Origin of the sequence: Eudoraea algarum (assembly GCF_050589645.1) — a bacterium.
Classification (GTDB): domain Bacteria; phylum Bacteroidota; class Bacteroidia; order Flavobacteriales; family Flavobacteriaceae; genus JBNGOQ01.
Genome location: NZ_JBNGOQ010000004.1, coordinates 584,475 through 607,460 on the forward strand (window position 1 = coordinate 584,475; position 22,986 = coordinate 607,460).

At 45.7% G+C, this 22,986-nt stretch carries 22 protein-coding genes; 3 read left to right on the forward strand and 19 right to left on the reverse strand.

The window, feature by feature from the left end; translation table 11 throughout:
- Positions 1 to 6 precede the first annotated feature (6 nt).
- Genes ACRD67_RS17755 through surE form a run of 4 tightly spaced genes read right to left on the reverse strand, consistent with a single transcriptional unit; the run spans position 7 to position 2,756 of the window.
- On the reverse strand, positions 7 to 561 hold the full coding sequence (locus ACRD67_RS17755; RefSeq protein ID WP_430968569.1) for a C40 family peptidase: 555 nt from the start codon (positions 559 to 561) through the stop codon (positions 7 to 9).
- A 33-nt stretch (positions 562 to 594) separates the two neighbouring features.
- A complete protein-coding gene (gene lpxB, locus ACRD67_RS17760; RefSeq protein WP_430968570.1) occupies positions 595 to 1,707 on the reverse strand; it encodes a lipid-A-disaccharide synthase in 1,113 nt (370 codons plus the stop codon).
- Between the two features lies 1 nt (position 1,708).
- Positions 1,709 to 1,990, reverse strand: a complete 282-nt coding sequence (locus ACRD67_RS17765) for a hypothetical protein (RefSeq protein ID WP_430968571.1) — start codon at positions 1,988 to 1,990, stop codon at positions 1,709 to 1,711.
- Positions 1,983 to 2,756, reverse strand: a complete 774-nt coding sequence (surE, locus tag ACRD67_RS17770) for a 5'/3'-nucleotidase SurE (RefSeq protein WP_430968572.1) — start codon at positions 2,754 to 2,756, stop codon at positions 1,983 to 1,985. Before surE ends, ACRD67_RS17765 begins: the two co-directional genes overlap by 8 nt.
- Positions 2,757 to 2,954: 198 nt before the next feature.
- On the opposite strand from surE, the gene ACRD67_RS17775 reads away from it, so the two are divergent.
- The 3 genes from ACRD67_RS17775 to ACRD67_RS17785 all read left to right on the forward strand — a co-directional run bounded on the left by ACRD67_RS17775 (position 2,955) and on the right by ACRD67_RS17785 (position 7,676).
- Positions 2,955 to 5,090 (forward strand): carboxy terminal-processing peptidase, encoded by a 2,136-nt coding sequence (locus ACRD67_RS17775; protein WP_430968573.1) that lies wholly within the window; start codon positions 2,955 to 2,957, stop codon positions 5,088 to 5,090.
- Between the two features lie 198 nt (positions 5,091 to 5,288).
- Positions 5,289 to 6,866 carry an aryl-sulfate sulfotransferase gene (locus ACRD67_RS17780; protein ID WP_430968574.1) on the forward strand — a complete coding sequence of 526 codons (1,578 nt, stop codon included), beginning with the start codon at positions 5,289 to 5,291 and terminating at the stop codon, positions 6,864 to 6,866.
- A gap of 9 nt (positions 6,867 to 6,875) precedes the next feature.
- Positions 6,876 to 7,676, forward strand: coding sequence for a DNA/RNA non-specific endonuclease (locus tag ACRD67_RS17785; RefSeq protein WP_430968575.1), 801 nt, complete (start codon positions 6,876 to 6,878; stop codon positions 7,674 to 7,676).
- On the opposite strand, the gene rodA is transcribed toward ACRD67_RS17785, so the two are convergent.
- From rodA to miaB, 15 genes are all read right to left on the reverse strand, one after another.
- Positions 7,673 to 8,956: a rod shape-determining protein RodA gene (gene rodA / locus ACRD67_RS17790; protein ID WP_430968576.1), complete on the reverse strand. Its 1,284-nt coding sequence runs from the start codon at positions 8,954 to 8,956 to the stop codon at positions 7,673 to 7,675. The genes ACRD67_RS17785 and rodA overlap by 4 nt on opposite strands.
- Positions 8,946 to 10,814, reverse strand: coding sequence for a peptidoglycan D,D-transpeptidase FtsI family protein (locus ACRD67_RS17795; protein ID WP_430968577.1), 1,869 nt, complete (start codon positions 10,812 to 10,814; stop codon positions 8,946 to 8,948). Before ACRD67_RS17795 ends, rodA begins: the two co-directional genes overlap by 11 nt.
- Positions 10,814 to 11,323 carry a rod shape-determining protein MreD gene (locus tag ACRD67_RS17800; RefSeq protein ID WP_430968578.1) on the reverse strand — a complete coding sequence of 170 codons (510 nt, stop codon included), beginning with the start codon at positions 11,321 to 11,323 and terminating at the stop codon, positions 10,814 to 10,816. Before ACRD67_RS17800 ends, ACRD67_RS17795 begins: the two co-directional genes overlap by 1 nt.
- Positions 11,313 to 12,131, reverse strand: a complete 819-nt coding sequence (gene mreC, locus ACRD67_RS17805) for a rod shape-determining protein MreC (RefSeq protein WP_430968579.1) — start codon at positions 12,129 to 12,131, stop codon at positions 11,313 to 11,315. The genes ACRD67_RS17800 and mreC overlap by 11 nt, the downstream gene beginning before the upstream one ends.
- Positions 12,132 to 12,215: 84 nt before the next feature.
- Positions 12,216 to 13,244 (reverse strand): rod shape-determining protein, encoded by a 1,029-nt coding sequence (locus ACRD67_RS17810; RefSeq protein ID WP_430968580.1) that lies wholly within the window; start codon positions 13,242 to 13,244, stop codon positions 12,216 to 12,218.
- Between the two features lie 55 nt (positions 13,245 to 13,299).
- The gene (gene purH, locus ACRD67_RS17815; RefSeq protein WP_430968581.1) at positions 13,300 to 14,826 is read right to left on the reverse strand and encodes a bifunctional phosphoribosylaminoimidazolecarboxamide formyltransferase/IMP cyclohydrolase; all 1,527 of its coding nucleotides are present in this window, start codon (positions 14,824 to 14,826) and stop codon (positions 13,300 to 13,302) included.
- Positions 14,827 to 15,015: 189 nt separating this feature from the next.
- On the reverse strand, positions 15,016 to 15,468 hold the full coding sequence (locus tag ACRD67_RS17820) for a GAF domain-containing protein (RefSeq protein WP_430968582.1): 453 nt from the start codon (positions 15,466 to 15,468) through the stop codon (positions 15,016 to 15,018).
- A 240-nt stretch (positions 15,469 to 15,708) separates the two neighbouring features.
- Complete coding sequence (groL, locus tag ACRD67_RS17825) at positions 15,709 to 17,340, reverse strand: chaperonin GroEL (protein WP_430968583.1); 1,632 nt, start codon at positions 17,338 to 17,340, stop codon at positions 15,709 to 15,711.
- Between the two features lie 101 nt (positions 17,341 to 17,441).
- Complete coding sequence (locus tag ACRD67_RS17830; RefSeq protein ID WP_430968584.1) at positions 17,442 to 17,720, reverse strand: co-chaperone GroES; 279 nt, start codon at positions 17,718 to 17,720, stop codon at positions 17,442 to 17,444.
- A gap of 145 nt (positions 17,721 to 17,865) precedes the next feature.
- Positions 17,866 to 18,225 (reverse strand): preprotein translocase subunit SecG, encoded by a 360-nt coding sequence (secG, locus tag ACRD67_RS17835; protein ID WP_430968585.1) that lies wholly within the window; start codon positions 18,223 to 18,225, stop codon positions 17,866 to 17,868.
- Positions 18,225 to 19,151, reverse strand: coding sequence for a DUF8458 domain-containing protein (locus ACRD67_RS17840; protein WP_430968586.1), 927 nt, complete (start codon positions 19,149 to 19,151; stop codon positions 18,225 to 18,227). Before ACRD67_RS17840 ends, secG begins: the two co-directional genes overlap by 1 nt.
- A gap of 6 nt (positions 19,152 to 19,157) precedes the next feature.
- The gene (locus tag ACRD67_RS17845; RefSeq protein ID WP_430968587.1) at positions 19,158 to 19,670 is read right to left on the reverse strand and encodes an LptE family protein; all 513 of its coding nucleotides are present in this window, start codon (positions 19,668 to 19,670) and stop codon (positions 19,158 to 19,160) included.
- 47 nt (positions 19,671 to 19,717) lie between these two features.
- Complete coding sequence (locus ACRD67_RS17850; RefSeq protein ID WP_430968588.1) at positions 19,718 to 20,242, reverse strand: LptE family protein; 525 nt, start codon at positions 20,240 to 20,242, stop codon at positions 19,718 to 19,720.
- Positions 20,242 to 21,510, reverse strand: a complete 1,269-nt coding sequence (locus ACRD67_RS17855) for a sigma-54 interaction domain-containing protein (RefSeq protein ID WP_430968589.1) — start codon at positions 21,508 to 21,510, stop codon at positions 20,242 to 20,244. The genes ACRD67_RS17850 and ACRD67_RS17855 overlap by 1 nt, the downstream gene beginning before the upstream one ends.
- 9 nt (positions 21,511 to 21,519) lie before the next feature.
- Complete coding sequence (miaB, locus tag ACRD67_RS17860; RefSeq protein WP_430968590.1) at positions 21,520 to 22,965, reverse strand: tRNA (N6-isopentenyl adenosine(37)-C2)-methylthiotransferase MiaB; 1,446 nt, start codon at positions 22,963 to 22,965, stop codon at positions 21,520 to 21,522.
- Positions 22,966 to 22,986: the final 21 nt, after the last annotated feature.

Here is a 22,986-nt window from a genome sequence, read left to right on the forward strand (position 1 = left end):
GTTCCATCAGAGGATCCTGGCGGCCTTCACAAAGGCATAATTCCAGAAGCCCTCACGTAGGGAAGACACAATAACGCCTCTGGAACTGGTAGAATGGATAAATTTAATATCGTCACCTTCCACGGCGACGACCAAACCTACATGGTTGATTCGTTTTCCCTTTCTACTGGTCTTGAAAAAAAGCAAATCGCCTTTTGCCACCTTATTTATTTTAATGCGCTTCCCTCGGTCCGCCATTTCATGGGAGACCCTGGGCAAGGGAACATCGTGTTCGGCGAAGGAAACGTATAGTAGACCGGAGCAATCCATACCTTTTCTGGTAGTGCCCCCAAATCGATAACGCACCCCGGCAAAGGTCAGGGCGGTGCTGATGATGCCATCCGCTTTGCTGAGCGGTACATCTTCAGGGATCGTTTTGGGAGTTTCTTCGGGAGTGGGAACGGTTTCGGGAGATGCTTCAACACGTACAACGCGTTCCTTGCCATAGGTAGTCCTCTTTTTGGAAATACCACAGCTGGCAAGCAAAACGAGTAGGCCAACGGTCAAGATTTTACGAAGCATCCAAGGAATAGTATTTTCTCTTGGATATCAAATTTAGGCATTTTCTACAATACATGTAGCTGTTTTTTCGCTTGCGCCCTTTCCGCCGAGTTTCTGTTCCAACTCATAATAGGCCTCAAAAAGCTTCTTGCGCCGGTCGTCGTCAAGGATTTTTGCCAGTTCGGACCGCAGGTTTTTGGTATTCAAATTACCTTGTATCAATTCCTTTACCACTTCACGGTCCATAATCAGATTTACCAAGGAAATATAGTCTAGGGTAATGATTCTTTTGGCAATTTGATAGGACAACCAATTGCCCTTGTAACAGACCACTTGGGGAATTTTGAAAAGGGCGGTCTCCAGCGTGGCAGTCCCACTTGTGACCAGTGCGGCATAGGACAGGCTCAGTAGGTCGTAGGTTCTGTTGGAAACAAAGCCAACACTGGGCTTCTTCAAAAAGGGAGCGTAGAAATCCCGTTCCAAGCTAGGGGCGCCGGCAATAACGAATTGATAGTCACCAAAGGACTCGGTTACGGAAAGCATCACCGATAACATTTTTTGAACCTCCTGTTTGCGACTGCCCGGTAGCAGGGCAATAATGGGTTTTTTAGGGTCCAGGCCATTTTCTACCCTAAACCCGGTATCATCGGGTTGTGGCCTGTCGCCTATGGCATCGATCAATGGATGCCCTACAAAAGACACTTTGTACCCATGCTTTTTCTCATAAAAATCCTTTTCAAAGGGTAAGATGACATACATGGCATCGATATCGCGCTTTATCTTCTTGATGCGCCCCTCCCTTGAGGCCCAAATTTGAGGTGAAATATAGTAATTGGTCCTAAAGCCATTTTCCCTGGCCCATTGTGCTATTCTGAGGTTAAACCCGGAATAATCGATGAATATGATAACATCCGGACCAAAAGCCTGGATATCTTCCTTGCAAAAGGCAATGTTCTTGAAAATAGTACGCAGGTTCCCCAAAACCTCCAGAAAACCCATAAAGGCCATTTCCTTATAGTGTTTTACCAGGGTTCCCCCGGCCTGCTGCATCAAATCCCCGCCCCAACATCGAACCACCGCTTTGGGGTCTTTTAGCTTTAAGGCTTTAATAAGGTTGGACCCGTGTAGATCTCCCGATGCTTCCCCGGCAATGATGTAGTATCTCATCTTAGAAGAATTTGTAATATAAGATGACCATGGCGGTAAGCAGGGTGGCGATCATAACACCCCGGGCCCTTTTATCCCTGCGAAGACGTAAAAAACCAAAAAAGGCAACCAGGTTCAAAATGGCGCCCAGGGCCAACAAACTTCCCACATGGCCCTGTGCTACAGCGGCCCTAAAGGTTTCCGGGATACCCAGATCCGAGAATAGGACGATGTACAGCAACGTACCCAACGTATTGGCGATGATCCCTACTACAAAGCCGATCAAAACTTCTTTTTTATCCATGTAAGTTCCAGTTGTTTAGATGTTGAATGGCGTGGTGGGCGGTTAGGTCAAATTGGGTGGGCACCACCGAAATATAGCCATGTGCCAAGGCCCACTCATCGGTATCCTCTCCCTTGTCCAAAAGTTCAAATTGCCCCGTTAGCCAATAGTATTCCTTTCCATTGGGATTGGTGCGTTTATCAAATTTTTCCTTCCAGTTGGCCCTGGCCTGCCTACAGACTTTTACCCCTTTAATTTCTTCCTCTTTTAGTTTGGGGATGTTTACATTGAGCACCACGCCCCTTGGGATACCATTTTCAAGGGCTTCCATGACAATTTTTTTTATGGCTGCACTGCCCGGTCCAAAATCGGCCGACCAGGAATAATCGCAGAGCGAAAAACCAATGGCGGGAATACCCTCGATACCTGCTTCGATAGCGGCGCTCATGGTACCCGAATAGATGACATTTATGGAGGAATTGGAGCCGTGGTTGATCCCACTGATACAAATGTCCGGTTTTCTGTCCAAAAGCTCCTGAAGTGCCAATTTTACACAGTCTGCCGGAGTACCGCTACAGCTGTATTCCTCTGTGTTCGGCTGGTCCGTTCGCACCTTTTTGGAATAGAGCATATTGTCTAGAGTGATGGCATGCCCCATACCGGATTGTGGGCTGTCCGGGGCAACGACCACTACGTCCCCGATTTCGTTCATCAAACGGACCAAAGCTCTTAATCCGGGAGCAGAAATACCGTCGTCATTGGTCACCAAAATCAAGGGTTTTTGCATTGGATATAATTTATGGGGCAAAAATACGTTTTTCATTAAGAAATGACCCCCTTGCCGTGTTTAACAAAAAATTAATGGCAGCCCTCCAAGCTGGCATGGTTTTTTCACTATATTAGGGAATTCGTATCTTTAGTAGAGGATAGGGAGTCGTTAGTCCAATACTTAGGATTGGAAAATTTAAATCAAAGAAAGAAAAATATGAGAAAGAATTTCGCCCTCGCTTTATCGGTACTACTCGTTGCTGTTGCTTCTTGCAGCTTTACCAATAAATCTTTTGAAACCGATGATAAGGACAAATTGCTGTTGGATCTGATAGCCTACGTGCTGGAACGCGGCCACTATGAGCCCAAAGATATCAATGATGATTTTTCCGCCAATGTTTTTGAGGATTTTATCGACATCATAGACCCCACCAAGCGATACTTTTTGGAAGCGGATATTCTGGAATTTGAAAAATACAAGTTTCAAATAGACGACCAAATCAAGAATACCGATATCAGCTTTTTCAATGTGGTGCATAAAAAACTGATGGAACGTATGAACGACGCCAAGGGTATTTATAAAGAAGTATTGGCCAAACCGTTTGACTATAGCAAGGACGAGATTATTGACATAAAATACGATGGGCAAGCATTTGCGAGCTCAAGAAACGATTTAAAGGAGCGTTGGAGAAAACAGTTAAAATACGCCACCTTGGGTACCTATGATACCAAGCTCACCAATGAAAATAAAAAGAAAGAAGACAACACCTCGGAAAAGGTGTTGAGTGTCAAGGAAGTGGAAATAGCCGCAAGGGAGGCCACGCTGAGTACCCTGGACGAGTTTTTTGATTTTGTGGACGATCTGGAACGTAAGGACTGGTTCGTGCAATATATTAATACCATAGTGGACGAATTTGATCCACATACTTTTTATTTTGCCCCGGACGATAAGGATAAGTTCGATATAAGCATGTCCGGTAAGTTTGAAGGGATAGGCGCACGCCTGCAGAAAAGGCCCGAAGGTGCCAAAATTGTAGAAATTATTTCCGGTGGCCCTGTTTGGAGGGACCAAAAATTGGAAGTAGGTGATGAAATCATCAAAGTTGGCCAGAACGGGGAGACTCCTGTAGACATCGTTGGGATGCGTCTGGACGATGCCATAAAAATGATCAAAGGACCAAAAGGAACGGTCGTGGACCTTACCGTTAGAAAAGTAGACGGTTCCATGGAGATTATATCCATTACCCGGGATGTTGTTGAATTGGAAGAATCCTACGCCAAATCGGCCAGTATCATAAAGGAAAACCAAAAATTTGGACTGATCAATCTTCCAAAATTCTATGTGGATTTTGATGATTACAGCGAAAGAAATGCCGCAACCGATGTTGCCAAGGAAGTAGAACGCCTTAAACAAGCAGGGATAGAGGGATTGGTTTTGGACCTTCGTGACAATGGCGGTGGTTCCTTAAAGACCGTCGTGGAAATGGCAGGCCTTTTTATCAAGGATGGCCCTGTGGTACAAGTACGCTCCTCTGGAAAGGGCAAGGAGGTGTATGATGACAAGGACGAACGCATTCAATGGGACGGTCCGCTAGTGATATTGGTAAACGAACTTTCGGCATCTGCCTCAGAAATATTGGCCGCCGCCATGCAAGATTATAAAAGGGCCGTGGTCATTGGAAGCAAGCAGACCTTCGGCAAGGGAACCGTACAGAATGTTATTCCCTTGGACAACATTGTAAGAAGCAACGAACACGGAGATCTTGGTGCGATAAAACTCACCACCCAGAAATTTTATAGAATCAACGGGGGCTCTACCCAGTTGGAAGGTGTAAAGAGCGATGTGGTGGTCCCGGACAAGTACAGCTATATCGATTTGGGCGAAAGAGACCAGGAAAACCCTTTGGCCTGGGACAAGATTTCAGCGGCCGACTATCAGCCCTGGGACGGTTACATAGATTATGAGCAAACTATAGCCAACAGCGAAAAACGCATGGCCGCAAGCCCTCAGATCAAATTGATCGAAGAGAATGCCAAGTGGTTAAAACAGCAACAGGATGAAACCGTAGTTTCCCTTAACTACGCGGTGTACAAGAAAAAGGAACAAAAGGTAAAGGAACAGTCAGACTATTTTAAATCGCTTTCGGACTACGATTCCAAACTTACCTTTGAATCCTTAAAGTACGAGCAGGAACTGTTTACCAAAGACCCGGTCTTACGAGAAAAGCGTGATCGCTGGCACAAAGACCTCGCCAAGGATGTCTATGTGGAGGAGGCCGTAAATGTCTTGCAGGACCTTAAGATCAGCAACATTAAGAACAATACCAAATTGGCCAGTGTAAACAAGGGCTAATCTTAAAAATACAAAATAGGGAACCCGGCCATGGCCGGGTTTTTTTGTGTGCTGTAGTGGCTGCGAGGCATACACCAAGCTGTTCCAGGCTAAAGAGCGCAAAAAATTCCACAAAAGGACACAGGATTTAACACATTCATGCAGCAAACAAGCGCTGTAGTTGTTAAATTTACCCTAGAACCTAGTAATACAACACGGATGATACCTAAAAGGATTGTTTGGTTCCTATTTCTGTTGTTGGTGTTGGCATCCTGTAAGCAGGACGACAGCGATCCTACTGGAATGAACCCACCACCCGATGCCACGGAAATTTTGGTAAGCGATGAGCTGCGGTTAAATCCAACGGGGTACGCTCCCCTGTCCGCGTCCATTCTTTTGGAAACCAGTGAACCGGTTCGTGTACGTATGCGAGTTGTGGGACGAAGTGGAACTACCTCTGACCTCGTCCGGGATTTCCCGCAAATAGCTACGGACCACAACATTCCCGTTCATGGGCTCTATGGAGGTTTTGACAATACAGTAGTGCTGACTTTTTTTGACGACACCGGAAACGATCTTGGAAGTAAGACCTTTGGGATAGAGACCCTCCCTTTGAGCGACGCTATGCCACTGATTACGATTCAAGAGATGAAACAAGATCAGATGGCCCCTGGTATGACGCTGGTGAGCTACTTTGGCCATAATGGGGAACCCTTTCCACAAAGTCCTTTGATGTTCGATGCTTTTGGGGACATCAGGTGGTATCTCGATTTTAGCTTGCATCCACAGCTTAACCGGCTTTTCTTCGATGACGGTGTGGAGCGTTTGGCCAACGGGAATTTCTACTTTGGATCGGGAGGTGCCGGTTTCGGCGGTAGCGGGGACAACCGAATTTATGAGGTGGATCTCTTTGGCAATGTTGTTGACAGCTGGGATATGCCGGGATATGGTTTTCATCATGAAGTGTCCGAAAAACCCGATGGTAATTTTTTGGTAACGGTGAACAAACTGGGAGCGGCGACCATTGAGGATTACATTATTGAAATAGACAGGAACACCAAGCAGATCGTTCGGGAATGGAACTTAAACGAATCCCTGGACAATACACGCAGGACACTGATCGCTGATCCCGTAGATTGGGTCCATGTAAATGCGGTTACCTATGATCCATCCGATGATACCATTATTGTGTCCGGTCGTACCCAGGGCGTCATCAAATTAACGGCAAGCAATGAGGTGGTCTGGATTATGGGCCCCCATAAGGAATGGGGCACCGCGGGAAACGGTATAGACCTTAATCAGTTTCTATTACAACCCCTGAATAGTGATGGACAACCTATCCTAGACGTATCCGTTTTGGACGGGGATGCGAATCATCCCGATTTTGAATGGAACTGGTACCAACACGCACCCGTGATACATCCTAATGGAGACATCTTGCTATTTGATAATGGGGACAACCGAAATTTTGTCGGGGGCACTTATAGCAGGGCGGTACAATATCGAGTGAACGAGCAGAACATGACGATCCAGCAGGTCTGGCAATACGGAAAGGAAAGGGACGAGGAGACTTATTCCCGTATCGTTTCGGATGTGGATTATTTGGCAGCGGAGGACCATATACTATTTTCTCCTGGAGCCGTAGTGCGCAATGGGGGGCGCTATGGAAAGTCTATAGAGATCAATTTTTCCACCGGAACCGTAATTTTTGAAGCGACCATAACACCTCCGATAGCCTTTTTTGATATCATTACACTGCACCGGACCGAACGTTTACCCTTGTACCCAGACCCATAAACCAGCTAAGTGAAAAATAAAACTATCTATACGGTATTATTGCTGCTCTGTGTAGTGGGCTTTTGGCTGTTCGAAAATTTCTATACTCCGGACACCTATTCCGAGCCGGAAGAGGAAGGTTCTAGACGGGAAATTCCCGAACAGTTGCTGCCGAGCTCCACCACAGGGGTGGTTGTGGATCACCGTCATTTTTCCCTGTCCTATCACGAGGATTACGAGCAGGCAGAATGGGTAGCCTACCTTTTGAAGCAAACCGATCTTACGGATGACGATAGAAAGCGGCCTTATTTTATAGAAGATTCAAAGGTGAGGAGCAAATCGGCCGATTGGCGCAATTACAGAGGTTCAGGATATGACCGCGGACATCTGTGCCCGGCAGGGGACAGGCGTTTTTCGGCCTATGCTTATGACGAAACTTTTTATACGAGCAACATAAGTCCACAGGACAACGCGTTCAATGCGGGTGTTTGGAACAGGCTGGAGCAGCAGGCAAGGTATTGGACCAGGAAATATGGCACTTTGTTCGTAGCTACAGGAGGGGTTTTGGAAAAAGATCTGCCCAGCATAGGGGATGAGGATGTGGCCGTTCCACGTTACTATTACAAGATTATTGCCAAGGGAAACAAGGAGAATCCAAAGGTGGTGGCATTTTTGCTGCCGCACCAAGAAACAACAGCCCCTTTAGAACGTTTTTTAGTGCCGGTGGATAGCATAGAACGGTTAACAGGCATCGATTTTTTTGCCAAGTTGCCAGACGCGATGGAAAACAGGATAGAAGCAAAAGCGGAAATGACGGATTGGAAGTTCTAGACCCATTCATTCAATCGATTGGAATCCAATTTTAGGAAAATGAAGAGCAAAATGGTAAAACCCAGCAGTCCCGAACCCCCATAACTGAAAAAGGGCAAGGGTATACCTACGGTTGGGAGCACACCTATTACCATACCTACATTGATAAAATAGTGGATCAGAAGGATAGAGATAAGGCCATAGCCATACATGCGACTAAAGGCATTTTTTTGACGTTCTGCCAAATAAACCAGTCTTAAGAACAATACGGTAAAAAGAACAACTACCGTGGCCGTACCTACAAACCCCCACTCTTCCCCCACAGTACTGAAAATGAAATCGGTGTGCTGTTCCGGTACAAAATCGCCTTTGGTTCGCGTTCCCTCCAGAAATCCCTTTCCAAAAAAACCTCCGGATTCGATGGCCTTCTCCGATTGATAGGTATTGTAACCAATGGTTTTCCTGATCTGCTCCAATTTTTGGGGATCCTTCTCCAAACGGAGCCATAGGCTAAACCGATCCCTATGACGCTGCTCAAAAACAGAATTGAAAACAAAATTTACGGACAGGGAAAAAGCCATGGCAATAATAAAGAAGGAAATCAAAGGCAAAATGGGAACCTTAAAGGAACTCCTTTTGAGCAGAAGAAAAAGAATGATCAGTAGGGCCATAACGATGCCCACCCAGGTAGTCCCGAACATCAAGGTGGTAATAAAGATCATAATGGTCATCAGACCAATGCCCAAATAAATTAACGGAAGCCCCTCTCGGAACAATACAAAGATCAGAGCAAAAAACACTAGGGCACTACCCGGATCCGGCTGCGGAATGATCAAAAGGGCTGGGATCAAAATAATCAGGAAAGCGTAAAGCTGATCTTTTCTACGTTTTATATCGGTCTGTATATCACTGAGGTATTTGGCCAGGGCCAGAGCCGTGGCAATCTTTGCGAATTCCGAAGGTTGTAGGTTAAAAAAACCGAGATCATACCAGGAAGTGGCGCCGGCAATCGTTTTTCCGAAAAGAAAAAGCCCCAACAAGAGTATCGCGGAAATGATGTACAGAATACTGGAAAAGCGTTCGTAAAAATTAGCTTCCAAAGCCAGTACGATCAGAATACTGATTACGCTTACCCCTATAAAGAACAATTGTTTGCCGTACAATTGGCCAAAATCAAAAATGGACGGACTGGCCTCTGAGAATGTACTGGAATAAATATTGATCCATCCAATACCGACCAAAAAAAAGTAGAGTAAAACGGTAAGCCAATCAACCCGTTTTAATACACTTCTACCAGACATACTCGTTTATCTTGAATGGTTGCCCGCTGTATGGTTTGGCGTATTCGTGGTCCAGGGTTTTTTCCAGCATACGTTGCTCCAGGTCTGTACGGGTAATTTCTCCCATAAGGTACTTTTCTATCAAGAGGGAGGCCATATGGCCGGCGTAGCGAGCACCGTAGTAGCCGTTCTCTATATAGACGGCAATAGCAATTTTGGGCTTGTCCACGGGAGCAAAGGCTATAAATACTGAATGGTCCGTGAGCTGTGTACGTACCCCATCAATTTTTGTAAAGTTTTCTACTGTACCCGTCTTACCGGCAATTTCTACGCCGGGTACCTGCAACCACTTTGCGGTCCCTTTTTTGTAGACCTCTGCCATACCCTGTATCACGGGCTCAAAATGTTTCTTGTCTATAGTGGTATGTTTGGCCTCGGTGAACCGGGGGAAACTAATGTTCTCACCACCAATTTTCTTTATTACATGGGGAGTAAAATAATGCCCTCTATTGGCAATGGCCGCAGTCATATTGGCCAACTGTATGGGTGTGGCTGCCACCTCGCCCTGTCCTATAGCGTTCGAAATAATAAAGGAAGATACCCAACGGTTGTCCCCGTAGACCTTGTCGTAGTACTCTTTATTGGGAATTCTACCCCGCCTACCGGTGGGCAGGTCATAACCCAGATAATTTCCGAGACCAAAGCTCTTCATATGCTTTTCCCATACATCCATCCCCTCGTCCGTGGTGGGGTATTTTTCGTAGATTTTTCTAAAGGTCCCTGCAAAATAGGCGTTACAGGAGCGATAAATACCGGAGGTCATATTGCGCACTCCGCCTCCGCAATGACACCCCCTTTTTTTTCTGCCCACAAAGAACCCGTTGTAACATCTAAACTTGGTTTCCGGCTGTATAACACCTTCCTGCAGCGCAACTAGGGCATTCAGGGTCTTAAAGGGCGAACCTGGCGAGGGTTCTGCCAAAATAGATCGGTCCCAAGTGGGTTTGGCAATGGTGTCGTAGTATAACTTGGTATAATTTTTAGATCGTTCCCTGCCCACCAGCAATGCCGGATCATAGGTAGGACCGGAGATCAACGCCAGGATTTCCCCTGAACTGGGTTCAATGGCCACAATGCCGCCCCGTTTTCCACGCATCAATTTCTCCCCGTATTCCTGCAGGGTTTTGTCCAAGCTGACCCATATTTCCTTTCCCTGTTCGGGAATGGTATCCAATATGCCATTTTTATAAGGGCCAATATCCCTATTGAAACGGTCTTTTTGGATGTACTTTACCCCTTTTCTTCCCCGGAGCACTTCTTCATATTCCTTTTCAATACCGGTTCGGCCGGTAAGTTCCCCAGCCACATAGTACGGATTTTTCTCCAAGTCCCGTTCGTTTACCTCGCTGATGTACCCCAAAACGTTGGCACCACTATGGGTCACATAACCACGCAGCGATCGCTTTTGGATATAGAAACCCCTGTACTTTCGCATTTTTTCCTGGAGACTGGCATAGTCTACCTTGGAAAGCTGTGGTACCAAAACCGAAGGTAAGCGTGGCGAATACACCCTCGCCTTGTTTAGGGTCTGGATGAACTTTTCCTTGCTGATGCCCAGTAGGGAACAAAACTCCAAGGTATCTAGGGGGACTACCTCTCTGGGAATCACCATAACGTCATAGGCCGGTTGGTTGGCAACCATAAGTTTCCCGTTCCTATCGTAGATATATCCTCTTTCCGGGTAATCGTAAATGGCTTTTATCGCAGAATCATCAAGTACTTGATCGGGTGAAAAGCTGAATATCTGCAGATACGACAGCCTACCGATAAAGGTGATACCGATAATCAAGATAATGGATGATAGAAGAATTTTTTTCATTATTCCTTACTAACGCTAAAAAGGGAACCGAACAATAGGCACAATACCAAGGTAGCGGATCCTGTGAACAACACTTTCTTCAAAATTAATAGCAAATTCGATAAACTAAAAATTTCCAAAAAAAAGAAAATGAGATGATGTGTTAATACTAATAACGCCAAAAAGGTAATTTGTTGTGCCTTGGTCGTATTCGATAATTTAAAACTTTGAAATTCATAGTTCACTCCAAAACAGAACCGCATGATCGTAGGGCGAAGATACGCTATAGTGAGCGTAGCGGCCGTATGCAACGCCATAGTATCCGAAAAAAGATCAATGGCCATGCCCAGTAAAAAACTTACTCCAAGAAAAACGGCCCTGTTTTCCTTAATGGGATACCAATAAAGGAATAGGATATAGACCATGGGATTGATAAAACCAAAAAAGTTCAGCTTGTTAAAGACGAGTACCTGAATGAGAACAAGTAGGGCAAAGCGGATGATATTTATGAAGTAGTAATTATTGGTCATTATCCGTTTCCAATTGTAATTCCAGTATTTCCGGGCGGTTTATATTATTGATGAGATATACGTTTTTGAGGTTGGCCATATCGTTGAACAACTGAACGTCAATATTGTAAAAACTTTTCGAGGTGTTCAGATCAAATTTCTGAATGGTCCCTATAGGGATATTCTCCGGAAATATGCTGCTATTGCCACCAGTAACAATGGTGTCGCCTACGAACAAGGGGACCAATCTAGGGATTTCCTCCAATTGTACCACATTGTAGTTGGAGGTGTTCCATACCAGGGAGCCAAAATAATCGGTGTTTTTGATCTTGGCGTTGATGCTCGATCGGGTGTTCAGGATGCTCTGTACGGAGGCAAAATTGGACGAAGTATTTTCAACGATTCCCAGAATTCCCTCGCCCGTAATGACTCCCATATCTTGTTCAACGCCTTGTTTTTCGCCTTTGTCTATCGTGATGTAGTTTCTGGGATTGGCGTAACTGTTCTTTATGATTTTCGCTGACAGGACCGTGTAGGTGATGCCAGCGGTATCCAAGGCTACCGAATCGGGCTGCTTTAGGTTAAATAGCAGTTTCCTAAGGCGCATATTCTCTTCCAGGAGCTTTTCATTTTCCTCGTCCAGATTAAAATAAGAAGAAACGCTGCTGGACGCTTCATAGATATTACCGGTAATCCAACTAGAGGAGTTGAGGAACTTAGATCGGTGATAGGAATGGGATTGAACGGTAAAGGACAAGGCTATGAACAACAATAAGAAATAAAGCAGTGAAGTCTTATATCTTATAATGAAGTTAATAATCTGTCGCATTCACCTTTCTATTTGGGTAGTAATACTAGTTTGGTACGGAACGAAGAGGCGCGAGGTTCGGAAATCCTTTCGGACTTCCTGGAATTACTTGATAAGGATACTTTTGTACCGTTCCAAATTCTTCAGTGCAATTCCGGTTCCCCTTACTACGGCCCTTAATGGGTCTTCCGCGATATAAACGGGAAGGTCGGTTTTTTGCGACAATCGCCTGTCGAGTCCTCTAAGCATGGAGCCTCCCCCTGCCAAATAAATCCCCGTATTATAAATATCGGCTGCCAATTCTGGAGGTGTTTGGGACAAGGTCTCCATAACGGCATCCTCAACCCTCAGGATAGATTTGTCCAATGCTTTGGCAATTTCCCGATACGAAATTTGCACTTGTTTTGGCTTTCCGGTCAGCAGGTCGCGCCCTTGTACGGATTTCTCGTCCGGTGGCGATTGCAGGTCCTCGGTGGCCGAGCCAATTTCAATTTTAATATGCTCTGCGGTGCTTTCGCCCACGTACAAATTATGTTGGGTACGCATATAATAAATGATATCGTTAGTGAAGACGTCTCCGGCTATCTTTACCGACTTGTCACAGACGATGCCCCCAAGGGCTATCACCGCTATCTCTGTGGTACCCCCACCTATATCCACGATCATATTTCCTTTGGGCTGCATGATATCCAATCCGATACCAATGGCTGCCGCCATGGGCTCATGGATCAAATACACTTCCTTTCCATTAACGCGTTCCGCAGATTCCTTTACCGCACGCATTTCCACCTCTGTAATACCCGAGGGAATACAAATTACCATTCTCAGCGCAGGTGGGAACCACTTTTTCTTAAGGGCGGGAATGTTCTTGATGAACATATTGATCATCTTTTCAGAAGCATCAAAATCTGCAATTACACCATCCTTAAGCGGCCGTATGGTCTTGATGTTTTCATGGGTTTTTCCTTGCATCATATTGGCCTCCTTGCCCACCGCTATAATTTTACCGGAAATCCTGTCCCGGGCCACAATGGAAGGACTGTCCACAACTACCTTATCCATATGTATGATAAGGGTATTCGCTGTGCCCAAATCGATGGCTATTTCCTCCGTTAAGAAATCAAAAAATCCCATTAGTACTAGTTTGGTTTCGGATTAAAAGTAAGTTTTATCGACAAAAGTAGCAAAATTAATGCTTAAAATGACGCGTGCCTGTCATTACCATGGCCATTCCATTTTCATTACAATAATCAACGCTTAATTGGTCCTTTATGGAGCCCCCTGGTTGTATAACACTACCGATGCCACTGTGATGTGCAATTTCAACGCAATCGGGAAAAGGGAAGAAGGCATCACTGGCCATTACGGCCCCCTCTAAGTTAAACTGAAAGGACCCTGCCTTGTGTATGGCCTGGTTCAGTGCATCTACCCGAGAGGTCTGTCCCGTACCGCTGGCGCACAGCTGTTTGTTTTTGGCCAAAACAATGGTGTTGCTCTTGGTATGCTTGCAAAGTTTGGAAGCAAAAATAAGGTCTTCCAATTCTTGGGCCGTAGGTTTTTTGTCCGTGGCATAGGTGAGATCGGAAAGGGCGTCGGTCCTCTTGTCCTTATCTTGGACCAGCATGCCGTTGAGGCAGGTGCGTACCAAGGTGGTAGGAAGGTCCACTTCCTTTTGGATCAATAGGATCCTATTTTTTTTGCCCTTAAGGATTTCAAGGGCCCGGTCAGAATAGCTGGGTGCAATGACCACTTCGCAGAAAAGCTGGTGTATTTCCTCGGCAGTGGGCTCGTCAATTTCCGTATTGCAGATCAAAATGCCGCCAAAGGCCGAAACCGGATCGCCCGCAAGGGCGTCTACATAGGCCTGGTGCACGGTATCCCTTTGTGCCAGCCCACAAGCATTGTTGTGTTTAAGGATGGCAAAGGTAGGGGCCTCGTTTTTAAATTCGGCCATGAGATTTACAGCGGCATCCACGTCAAGGAGGTTGTTATAGGAAAGCTCTTTCCCGTGCAACTTGGAAAACATGGCATCAAAATCGCCAAAGAAAAATCCTTTTTGATGTGGATTCTCCCCATAGCGCAAAACCTGTCCCCTGGTCTCGCTGATCTTTAAGGCCGGGGTCTGCTGTTGGTTGAAATAATTAAAGATCGCAGTGTCGTAATGTGAGCTAATGTTGAAGGCCTTGGTGGCAAAACGCTTGCGATCTTCAAGAGAGGTATGACCGTCTTCCTGACTAATGAGGTCCAAAAACTCGGTATAGTCCTCCATGGAGGAAACACAGAGCACGTCCTTATAGTTTTTTGCGGCTGCCCGGATGAGCGAAATGCCCCCTATATCTATTTTTTCTATAATATCCTGTTCCGATGCTCCGCTGGCCACTGTTTTTTCAAAGGGATAGAGGTCTACGATGATGATGTCCAATTGGGGAATTTCAAATTCTTCCAATTGAGCCAAATCACTTTCGTTGTCCTGACGGTTTAAGATTCCTCCAAAAACCTTCGGGTGCAGGGTTTTTACCCTCCCCCCAAGAATAGAGGGATAACTGGTTACTTGCTCCACTGGGACCACATCGATTCCCAGCTCCGTAATGAATTTTTCGGTCCCCCCTGTAGAATAGATGGTGATACCCAGTTCCTGAAATTTTCTTACGATGGGCTCTAGGCCATCCTTATGAAATACCGAAATCAGGGCAGAGGTGGCTTTTTTGGTGCTCATTTTTTGTGCTTTGGATTAACGATTTGTGCTTTTGTACAATGGTGTCAGAAGGTTATCGATCGTCCTCTTAAAAGACAAGGAACATCAAGTCCTATGACATGGTCTTAAAAAGCACGATGGACATTGGCACAAATGTAATTTTTTTGCACTTAAAAAATGAGAGGGGTTATTAACAAAAGCGTTAAAGTTTTAAAGAATATGGGCCACTTTTGTATTGATGAACTCCAAAAGCCGTTCGTCTTCCGCTGTAAAGGGATCGGGTGTGTTGGAGTCGATATCGATCTGGCCTACATTTTCGCCGTTGACAAAAAGCGGCACAACGATTTCTGCCTTTACGGAAATGCTACAGGCAATGTAGTTATCCTGTGCCTGTACGTCGGGGACCACAAAATTTTCGTTGGAAACGGCCACCTGTCCGCAAATGCCCTTGCCAAAGGGTATGATGGTATGGTCAGTGGGAGCCCCCGCATAGGGCCCCAACTTAAGCTCTTCCTTGTTCCCGTTTCTGAAATAGAACCCGACCCAATCGTAATGGGCAATGGTATCTTTAAGCAGTTGGCACAGCTGTTGTAAACGAGTGTCCACAGGCAGGGTCCCATTGTCCAGTATTGCGGCGATCTTTGGTTCCAGTTCCTTGAGCATGGTGTTCTTTTTGCAAATATATTTAATGCGCAATATTCAGTCGGTCTTTTGATCAAAAATTACATGGGGATGGGTAGACTTTCGTTGCGTTGATAGGACAAGCCCAAGCTTGCCCATGGCCAGGACCATTTTAATTAAGACACCTTTTGGCAGGGGTATCCAACTGCCATTCAAAAGGGATCTATAAAAAAGGCTCTTGGGAATCCAAGAGCCTTTATCTGTTATATAGGTAACTGCTTATTACATCATGCCCGGCATGCCACCGCCGCCCATGGGTGGGGCTGGAGGGGTATCCTCTTTGATATCGGTCAGGGCACATTCTGTTGTCAAGATCATGCCAGCAACGGAAGCCGCATTTTCCAATGCAATTCGCGTTACTTTTTTGGGATCTATAATACCGGCCTTGAGCAGGTCTACGTACTTTTCGGATTTGGCATCATAACCAAAATCGCCTTTGCCATCGTATACCTTGGCAACCACTACGGAACCTTCGCCACCTGCATTTTCCACGATGGTACGTAAGGGAGATTCAATGGCCTTGGCCACGATCTGTAATCCGGTTTCCTCATCCGCATTTTCTACTTCTACTTTGGAAAGTGCCGATTTTGCCCTGATGAAGGCCACACCACCACCGGCAACGATACCTTCTTCCACGGCTGCTCTTGTAGCATGGAGGGCATCGTCCACGCGATCTTTTTTCTCTTTCATTTCCACTTCGGAAGCGGCACCTACATAAAGGACTGCTACACCACCCGCCAATTTGGCCAAGCGCTCCTGTAGTTTCTCCTTGTCGTAATCCGAAGTTGTGGTCTCTATCTGGGATTTTATTTGGTTTACCCTGGCCTTGATATTTTTGGCTACTCCGGCACCGTTTACAATGGTAGTGTTGTCCTTATCAATGGTCACTTTTTCACAGCTGCCCAACATGTCCAAGGAAGCATTTTCCAACGAGAAACCTCTTTCTTCCGAAATCACGGTACCATTGGTCAAAATGGCAATATCTTCCAACATGGCCTTTCTGCGATCTCCAAATCCAGGAGCTTTTACTGCAGCTATCTTAAGGGAACCTCTTAATTTGTTGACCACCAAGGTGGCAAGGGCCTCGCCATCCACATCTTCCGCGATGATCAACAAGGGTTTGCCAGATTGTGCCACAGGCTCCAAAACAGGCAAAAGGTCCTTCATTGCCGAGATCTTTTTATCGAACAACAAAATGTATGGACTTTCCAGATCCGCAATCATTTTATCGGAATCGGTAACGAAATAGGGAGATAGATATCCTCTATCAAACTGCATTCCCTCCACAACATCCACGTAGGTGTCCGTTCCTTTGGCTTCTTCCACCGTGATCACACCTTCCTTGCCCACTTTTCCAAAAGCTTGCGCGATAAGTTCGCCAATGGTTTGATCATTGTTGGCGGAGATAGCGGCCACTTGTTTAATTTTCTCTGAGGAATCGCCTACTTTTCTGGATTGTTTTGTCAAATTTCCAACTACGGCATCCACGGCTTTGTCTATACCTCGCTTTAAATCCATAGGATTGGCACCGGCCGCTACGTTTTTAAGTCCTTCTTTAACGATTGCCTGTGCCAGCACGGTAGCCGTGGTGGTTCCATCACCGGCCAGGTCATTGGTCTTGGAAGCGACCTCTTTTACCATTTGGGCGCCCATATTTTCCAAGGCATCGACCAACTCAATTTCCTTGGCGACCGTAACCCCGTCCTTAGTCACCTGTGGTGCCCCGAACGACTTGCTTATGATTACATTTCTTCCCTTGGGACCTAGGGTCACCTTTACGGCGTTGGCTAAGGCATCTACGCCTTTTCGAAGACCATCGCGCGCATCAATTTCAAATTTTATATCTTTTGCCATAATTGATTTTGTTTGTCGTTCCCGTTACTAAGGGAACTTATTTTACTTATACGATTTAGTTTGTTTTGGATTCCCGTATGCACGGGAATGACATTGTGCCTTTAAATGATTGCTAAGATGTCACTTTCACGCATCATCAGATAATCGGTGCCCTCTAATTTTAGCTCCGTTCCGGCATATTTTCCATAAAGTACAGTATCGCCTATTTTCACGGTGACTTTCTCGTCTTTGGTGCCTGGTCCCACGGCCACAACTTTGCCTTTTTGGGGTTTTTCCTTTGCCGTGTCAGGGATAATAATACCGGAGGCAGTCTTGGTCTCGGCCGCCATAGGGGCTATAAGAACCCTATCCGCGAGTGGTTTGATGTTAACTTTAGCCATATTTTTAATTTTTTAAATTGAAAGTTTGAAATTCTCGTTTATCTAGGCAGAAATTATGCCATTGCCCTAAAACTGACATTTTGTAAAACAAAAATGCCAGCTTGTCATTTGGGCTGGCATTTTAGGGTATGGTCGTTCCAATTTGCTATTGAATGGTATCCAAAGGATTGGCCCCATCCGTTGCGGGAGCCTGCTCCGGGACTACTTCCTCGGGGACCGTGGTCTCTATGTCATCACCTTGGAGCAATTTGGAATCTGCTTCTGAAAAGTTTCCTTTTAACGCTACATTGGACAGTAAGATCAGTACAATTAACAAGGTGGCCAGGGTCCACGTACTTTTATCCAAAAAGTCCCCTGTCTTTTTAACGCCACCAACTACTTGGTTGCCACCACCGCCAAAGGAGGAGGACAATCCGCCGCCCTTGGGATTTTGTACCATAATAACCAACACCAACAATAGACAAACAGCTATTATCAGGATCAGGAATATTGAAAACGTGCTCATTATAAATCAGTATTTTCTTGTTGAATTTTTTCTACCGCCTTAATTCGGTCTGCAAAGAAACCACTTTTTTCCGGATATTTCAAACTTAATATTTTGTAGGCCTGGATGGCTTTTTTGTACTTTTTTTGCTCCAGATATACCTTGGCCAAGGTCTCGGTCATCAATTCGGTTTTATCGAATTTCACCGATTCCTTAATGTCTACCTTGGAGGTGCTTTTTTCGGTAGGCACTATTTTGGGATTGTTTTCGATGAACTTATCGATCAGCTCAAATTTTTTCTTCTTCAGTACATCCTCCTCCAAGGGAAAATGAATTTCGGTCAGGTCATTTTCCTCAGGTGTTTTAGGGGCATGCTTGATGGGTTTGATCGAGGTGAGCTGTAGCCATTCCCCAAAAGAATATTTTTCCTTTTTTGTAAAGGGAAGGGGTTTTCCCAAATCGAGTTCTTTTTCGGCCTTTTTCTTGGCTTCAGCTATGGCCTTGTCCATATCAGGATCCTTGGACTTAAAAAGACCGGGATTCAGAATCTGTTCCGCATCCTTGGCGTTTTGTGGTAGAGGTTTGTCGGAGGAACCCTCTATCAGGGCCTCGGTTTCCATGTTGGGGACCACTTCTTCGGACACAATTTCCTTTTCGTTCAGCGGTGGGGTCTTGCCCGATATGGTATCGGCGATTACGTTTTGCAAAAACTCCTGGGAGGTGATAAAATCAAAGAGAATGTCCCTGTCGGCAGTATAGGCTGCAGTGACCTTTAAGGCATTGTTGTACTTAAAACTGTTTAGGTTCCTGAGCCCTTTTAAATGAATGGCCCTTGCCGCTTGAAAATAAGGATATTCTTCCAGGACATCCTCTAACTGTTTGGTCTGTACGGGAGAGACCACCTTGTGGGGATGCTGCAATAAATATGTAAAATCCGTTACCTTCATGAGGGTTTACCAATCTGCCAAGGAGGCATTAAAAATATCCTGTTGGATCCGTTCAAAAATAGCTGTATGTGCTTCGTCCCTAACACTGGCCAATTGGGAGTTGGCATCGTAATCAAAAAAGAAACTAAAGGTCCTTTCAAAATCCACATCTTCCTTGGTCTTGTTAAAAAAACGTACACGGACCCCTATGGTCAATCTGTTTTGAGCTGCGTTTTGTTCGGCCGTTGCCGTCATGGGCGAGACCCTGTACTCAATAATTTCGCCCTCGTACAAAAGATCTCCGTCCGATTTCACCAGGTCCAGGCTGGTCTGGTTCAGGATAAGGTCTTGCAGCGCCAGTGTAAAATCCCTATCGAGTCCGGGATCAAAGGTAGACCCAGGGCTTTGGGAAGCATAGTTCTGAAAGAAATTTACCTGATAGGTTTTGGCAGTCCCTACATCACCTCCGGTAAAATTATAGGCGCCACAGCCCATAAGGGCAACCATGGTCAAGAAAAAGAAACTATATCTTTTAATCATTTTTATTTTACGCTTTAGTGCAATATATAATTTTATAAGTGTTAAAGTTACCAATTTGTTAGTGACTCATTAAAGATATCCTGTGTCAATCGTTCAAAAATCGCTTTGTGCGCCTCATTTTTTACCGACGCTAGTTGTGAATTGGCATCGTAATCGTAAAAGTGCGAGAACCGTTTTTCAAAGTTCGATCTCTCCAACATGTTGTTGAGAAACCGTACTTGTACACTAATGGTCAATCTGTTTTGTGCGGCTCGTTGATTCGCAGACGCGGTGGTAGGAGATACCCTATATTCAATAATCTCCCCTTCATAAAGCAGGTCTCCACGGGAACGAGTCAAGTTCAGACCTGTTTGGTTCACAATAAGGTCTTGAAGTGCCAAAGTGAAATCCCTATCGAGTCCGGGGTCAAAAGTAGAACCAGGGTTTTGGGAGCTTTTGTTCTGAAAATAATTTACCTGGAAGGTTTTGGCCTCCCCGGACAATCCTGTTAAATTGTATTTGGTTTTAACAGCACAACTAGGGACGGTTATAGTAACGACCAGCAACAGAATTATTTTCCTTGCCATGTCCATTATAGATTGTACTGTTTTATTTTGCGGTAGAGCGTGCGTTCGGAAATGCCCAATTCGGCCGCTGCCGCCTTTCTTTTGCCCCTATTTCGCTCCAGGGATTTTTTGATCAACTCTATTTCCTTCTCCTGTAAAGATAGGGTTTCCTCTATTTCTATCTCCTCCGCAAAATGATATTTGTCTTCTTGTGGTGGTGGCGGACTGCTGTGTTCCGTTACCGGTTCTGGCAGTTGCAATACCTCCACTTCCTTCCCTTTCCCTTCCGTAAATTCCTCATCGCCATTGCCATAGATCTTTCGGATAAGGGTTTCGTTTTCCTCCTGCACTTTTGAGGTGTCCTTGTTCTTTAACAACTCCAGGGTAAGTTTTTTAAGGTCGTTCAAATCGCCCTTCATATCGAACAGGACCTTGTAAAGAATTTCACGTTCGTTGCTAAAATCGCCCTCTTTTTTGGCCTTGCCGATTACAGCGGGCAATTGGGAGTCGCCAGACTGTGGCAAATACCCATTGAGGGAGGTGAGGGAGATGTTCCTTTCCTCTTCCAAGACCGAGATTTGCTCCGCAATATTCCGTAGCTGACGGATGTTTCCGGGCCAGCGATATTTGAGCAGCAATCGTACCGCATCGTCCTGGAGCCGAATGGTGGGCATCTTGTATTTCTGTCCAAAATCCGACGCGAATTTTCGAAACAACAAATGGATATCGTCCTGACGCTCACGAAGCGGGGGGATATTGATTTCCACAGTGCTCAAGCGATAGTACAGGTCTTCCCTGAATTTTTCCCTTTTAATGGCGTCGAACATATTTATATTGGTGGCCGCTACGATACGAACATCGGTCTTTTGTACCTGGGAGGAGCCTACTTTTAGAAATTCTCCATTTTCCAAGACCCGTAAAAGACGTACCTGGGTGGTCAAGGGTAGTTCGCCAACCTCGTCCAGGAAAATGGTACCGCCGTCGGCCACTTCAAAATAGCCGCTACGGGTGGAGGTGGCTCCGGTAAAGGCTCCCTTTTCATGGCCAAAGAGTTCGCTGTCTATGGTCCCTTCCGGGATGGCACCGCAGTTTACCGCTATATATTTGGCATGCTTTCTGTGCGAGAGCGAATGGATTATTTTTGGGACGGCCTCCTTCCCTACGCCACTTTCTCCCGTGACCAGAACGGAAATGTCCGTGGGGGCCACCTGGATGGCTTTTTCAATGGCACGATTGAGTTTTATATCGTTACCGATGATTTCAAAACGTTGCTTTATGGCCTGTACCGATTCCACCTTGCTCTTCTAATTATTGTGGGAATGGCCCACCGCCTTGCCGATTAGCGTAGCGGAGGTGCAATCCTCTATTTTTACATTTACAAATTCTCCAAGGGTATAGTGTTCCTTGGGAAAGACCACCACCGTATTTTGCGAATTACGGCCCATCCAATGCGCATCGGATTTTTTGGACGTTCCCTCTATGAGCACTTCTTCTACCTTGCCCAAATGCTGTTGGGTCCTGAACAGTCCATGTGCTCGTTGGAGATCTATAATTTCTGTTAGGCGTCGTTTTTTGATCGCTTCTGGAATATCGTCCTCCAATTTACGTGCGGCCAGGGTGCCGGGCCGCTCCGAATAGGCAAACATAAAGCCAAAATCGTATTTCACATATTCCATCAGGGAGAGGGTATCCTTGTGGTCCTCCTCGGTCTCCGTGGGAAAGCCGGCGATCATATCCTGTGAAATGGCACAGTCGGGAATAATGCGCCGTATGTTGTCTATCAGTTCAAAATATTCCTCACGGGTGTGCAAACGGTTCATGGCCTTCAGGATCCGATCACTGCCGCTCTGTACGGGAAGGTGAATGTAGTTGCAGATATTGTTGTATTTCGCCATGGTCTCAATAACATCCAAGGTCATATCCTGCGGATTGGAGGTAGAAAAACGAATGCGCATTTTGGGCTGTGCCTTGGCCACCATTTCCAGGAGAAGCGAAAAATTTACCGCTGTTGCCCTTTGCATTTGGGACGCACCATCAAAATCTTTCTTTAAGCCGCCTCCGTACCACAGATAGCTGTCCACATTTTGGCCCAAAAGCGTCACTTCCCGATACCCTTTTTCCCAGAGATCGTTCACTTCCCCTATGATGGACTGTGGGTCTCGACTGCGTTCCCTGCCCCGGGTGAACGGGACCACGCAAAAGGTACACATATTATCACAGCCACGGGTAATGGAAACAAAGGCGGTGACGCCGTTTGAATTTAGACGGACGGGCGCAACATCGCCATAGGTCTCGTCCTTGGACAGGATAACGTTTACAGCGTTCCTGCCTTCATCAATTTCCTGGATCAGGTTGGGAAGGTCCTTATAGGCATCCGGCCCTACCACCATGTCCACAATTTTCTCCTCCTCGAGCAGTTTGCTCTTAAGGCGCTCTGCCATACAGCCCAGTACCCCCACTTTCATATGGGGCTTTTGCTTTTTGATCGCGTTGAATTTTTCCAGGCGTTTGCGCACGGTAAGCTCTGCTTTTTCCCTTATGGAGCAGGTGTTGACCAGTACCAGATCGGCATCGGCCAATTCCTGGGTGGTATTAAACCCTTCCTTGGCCAGAATGGAAGCTACAATTTCGCTGTCCGAAAAATTCATCTGACAGCCGTAACTCTCAATATAAAGTTTGCGGTCGTTGCCTTTGCTATTTTCAAGTGACAGGGCGGTTCCCTGTAAGGATTCATCTATGGTCTTCTCCATTCTTTATTGTATGCAACTTGG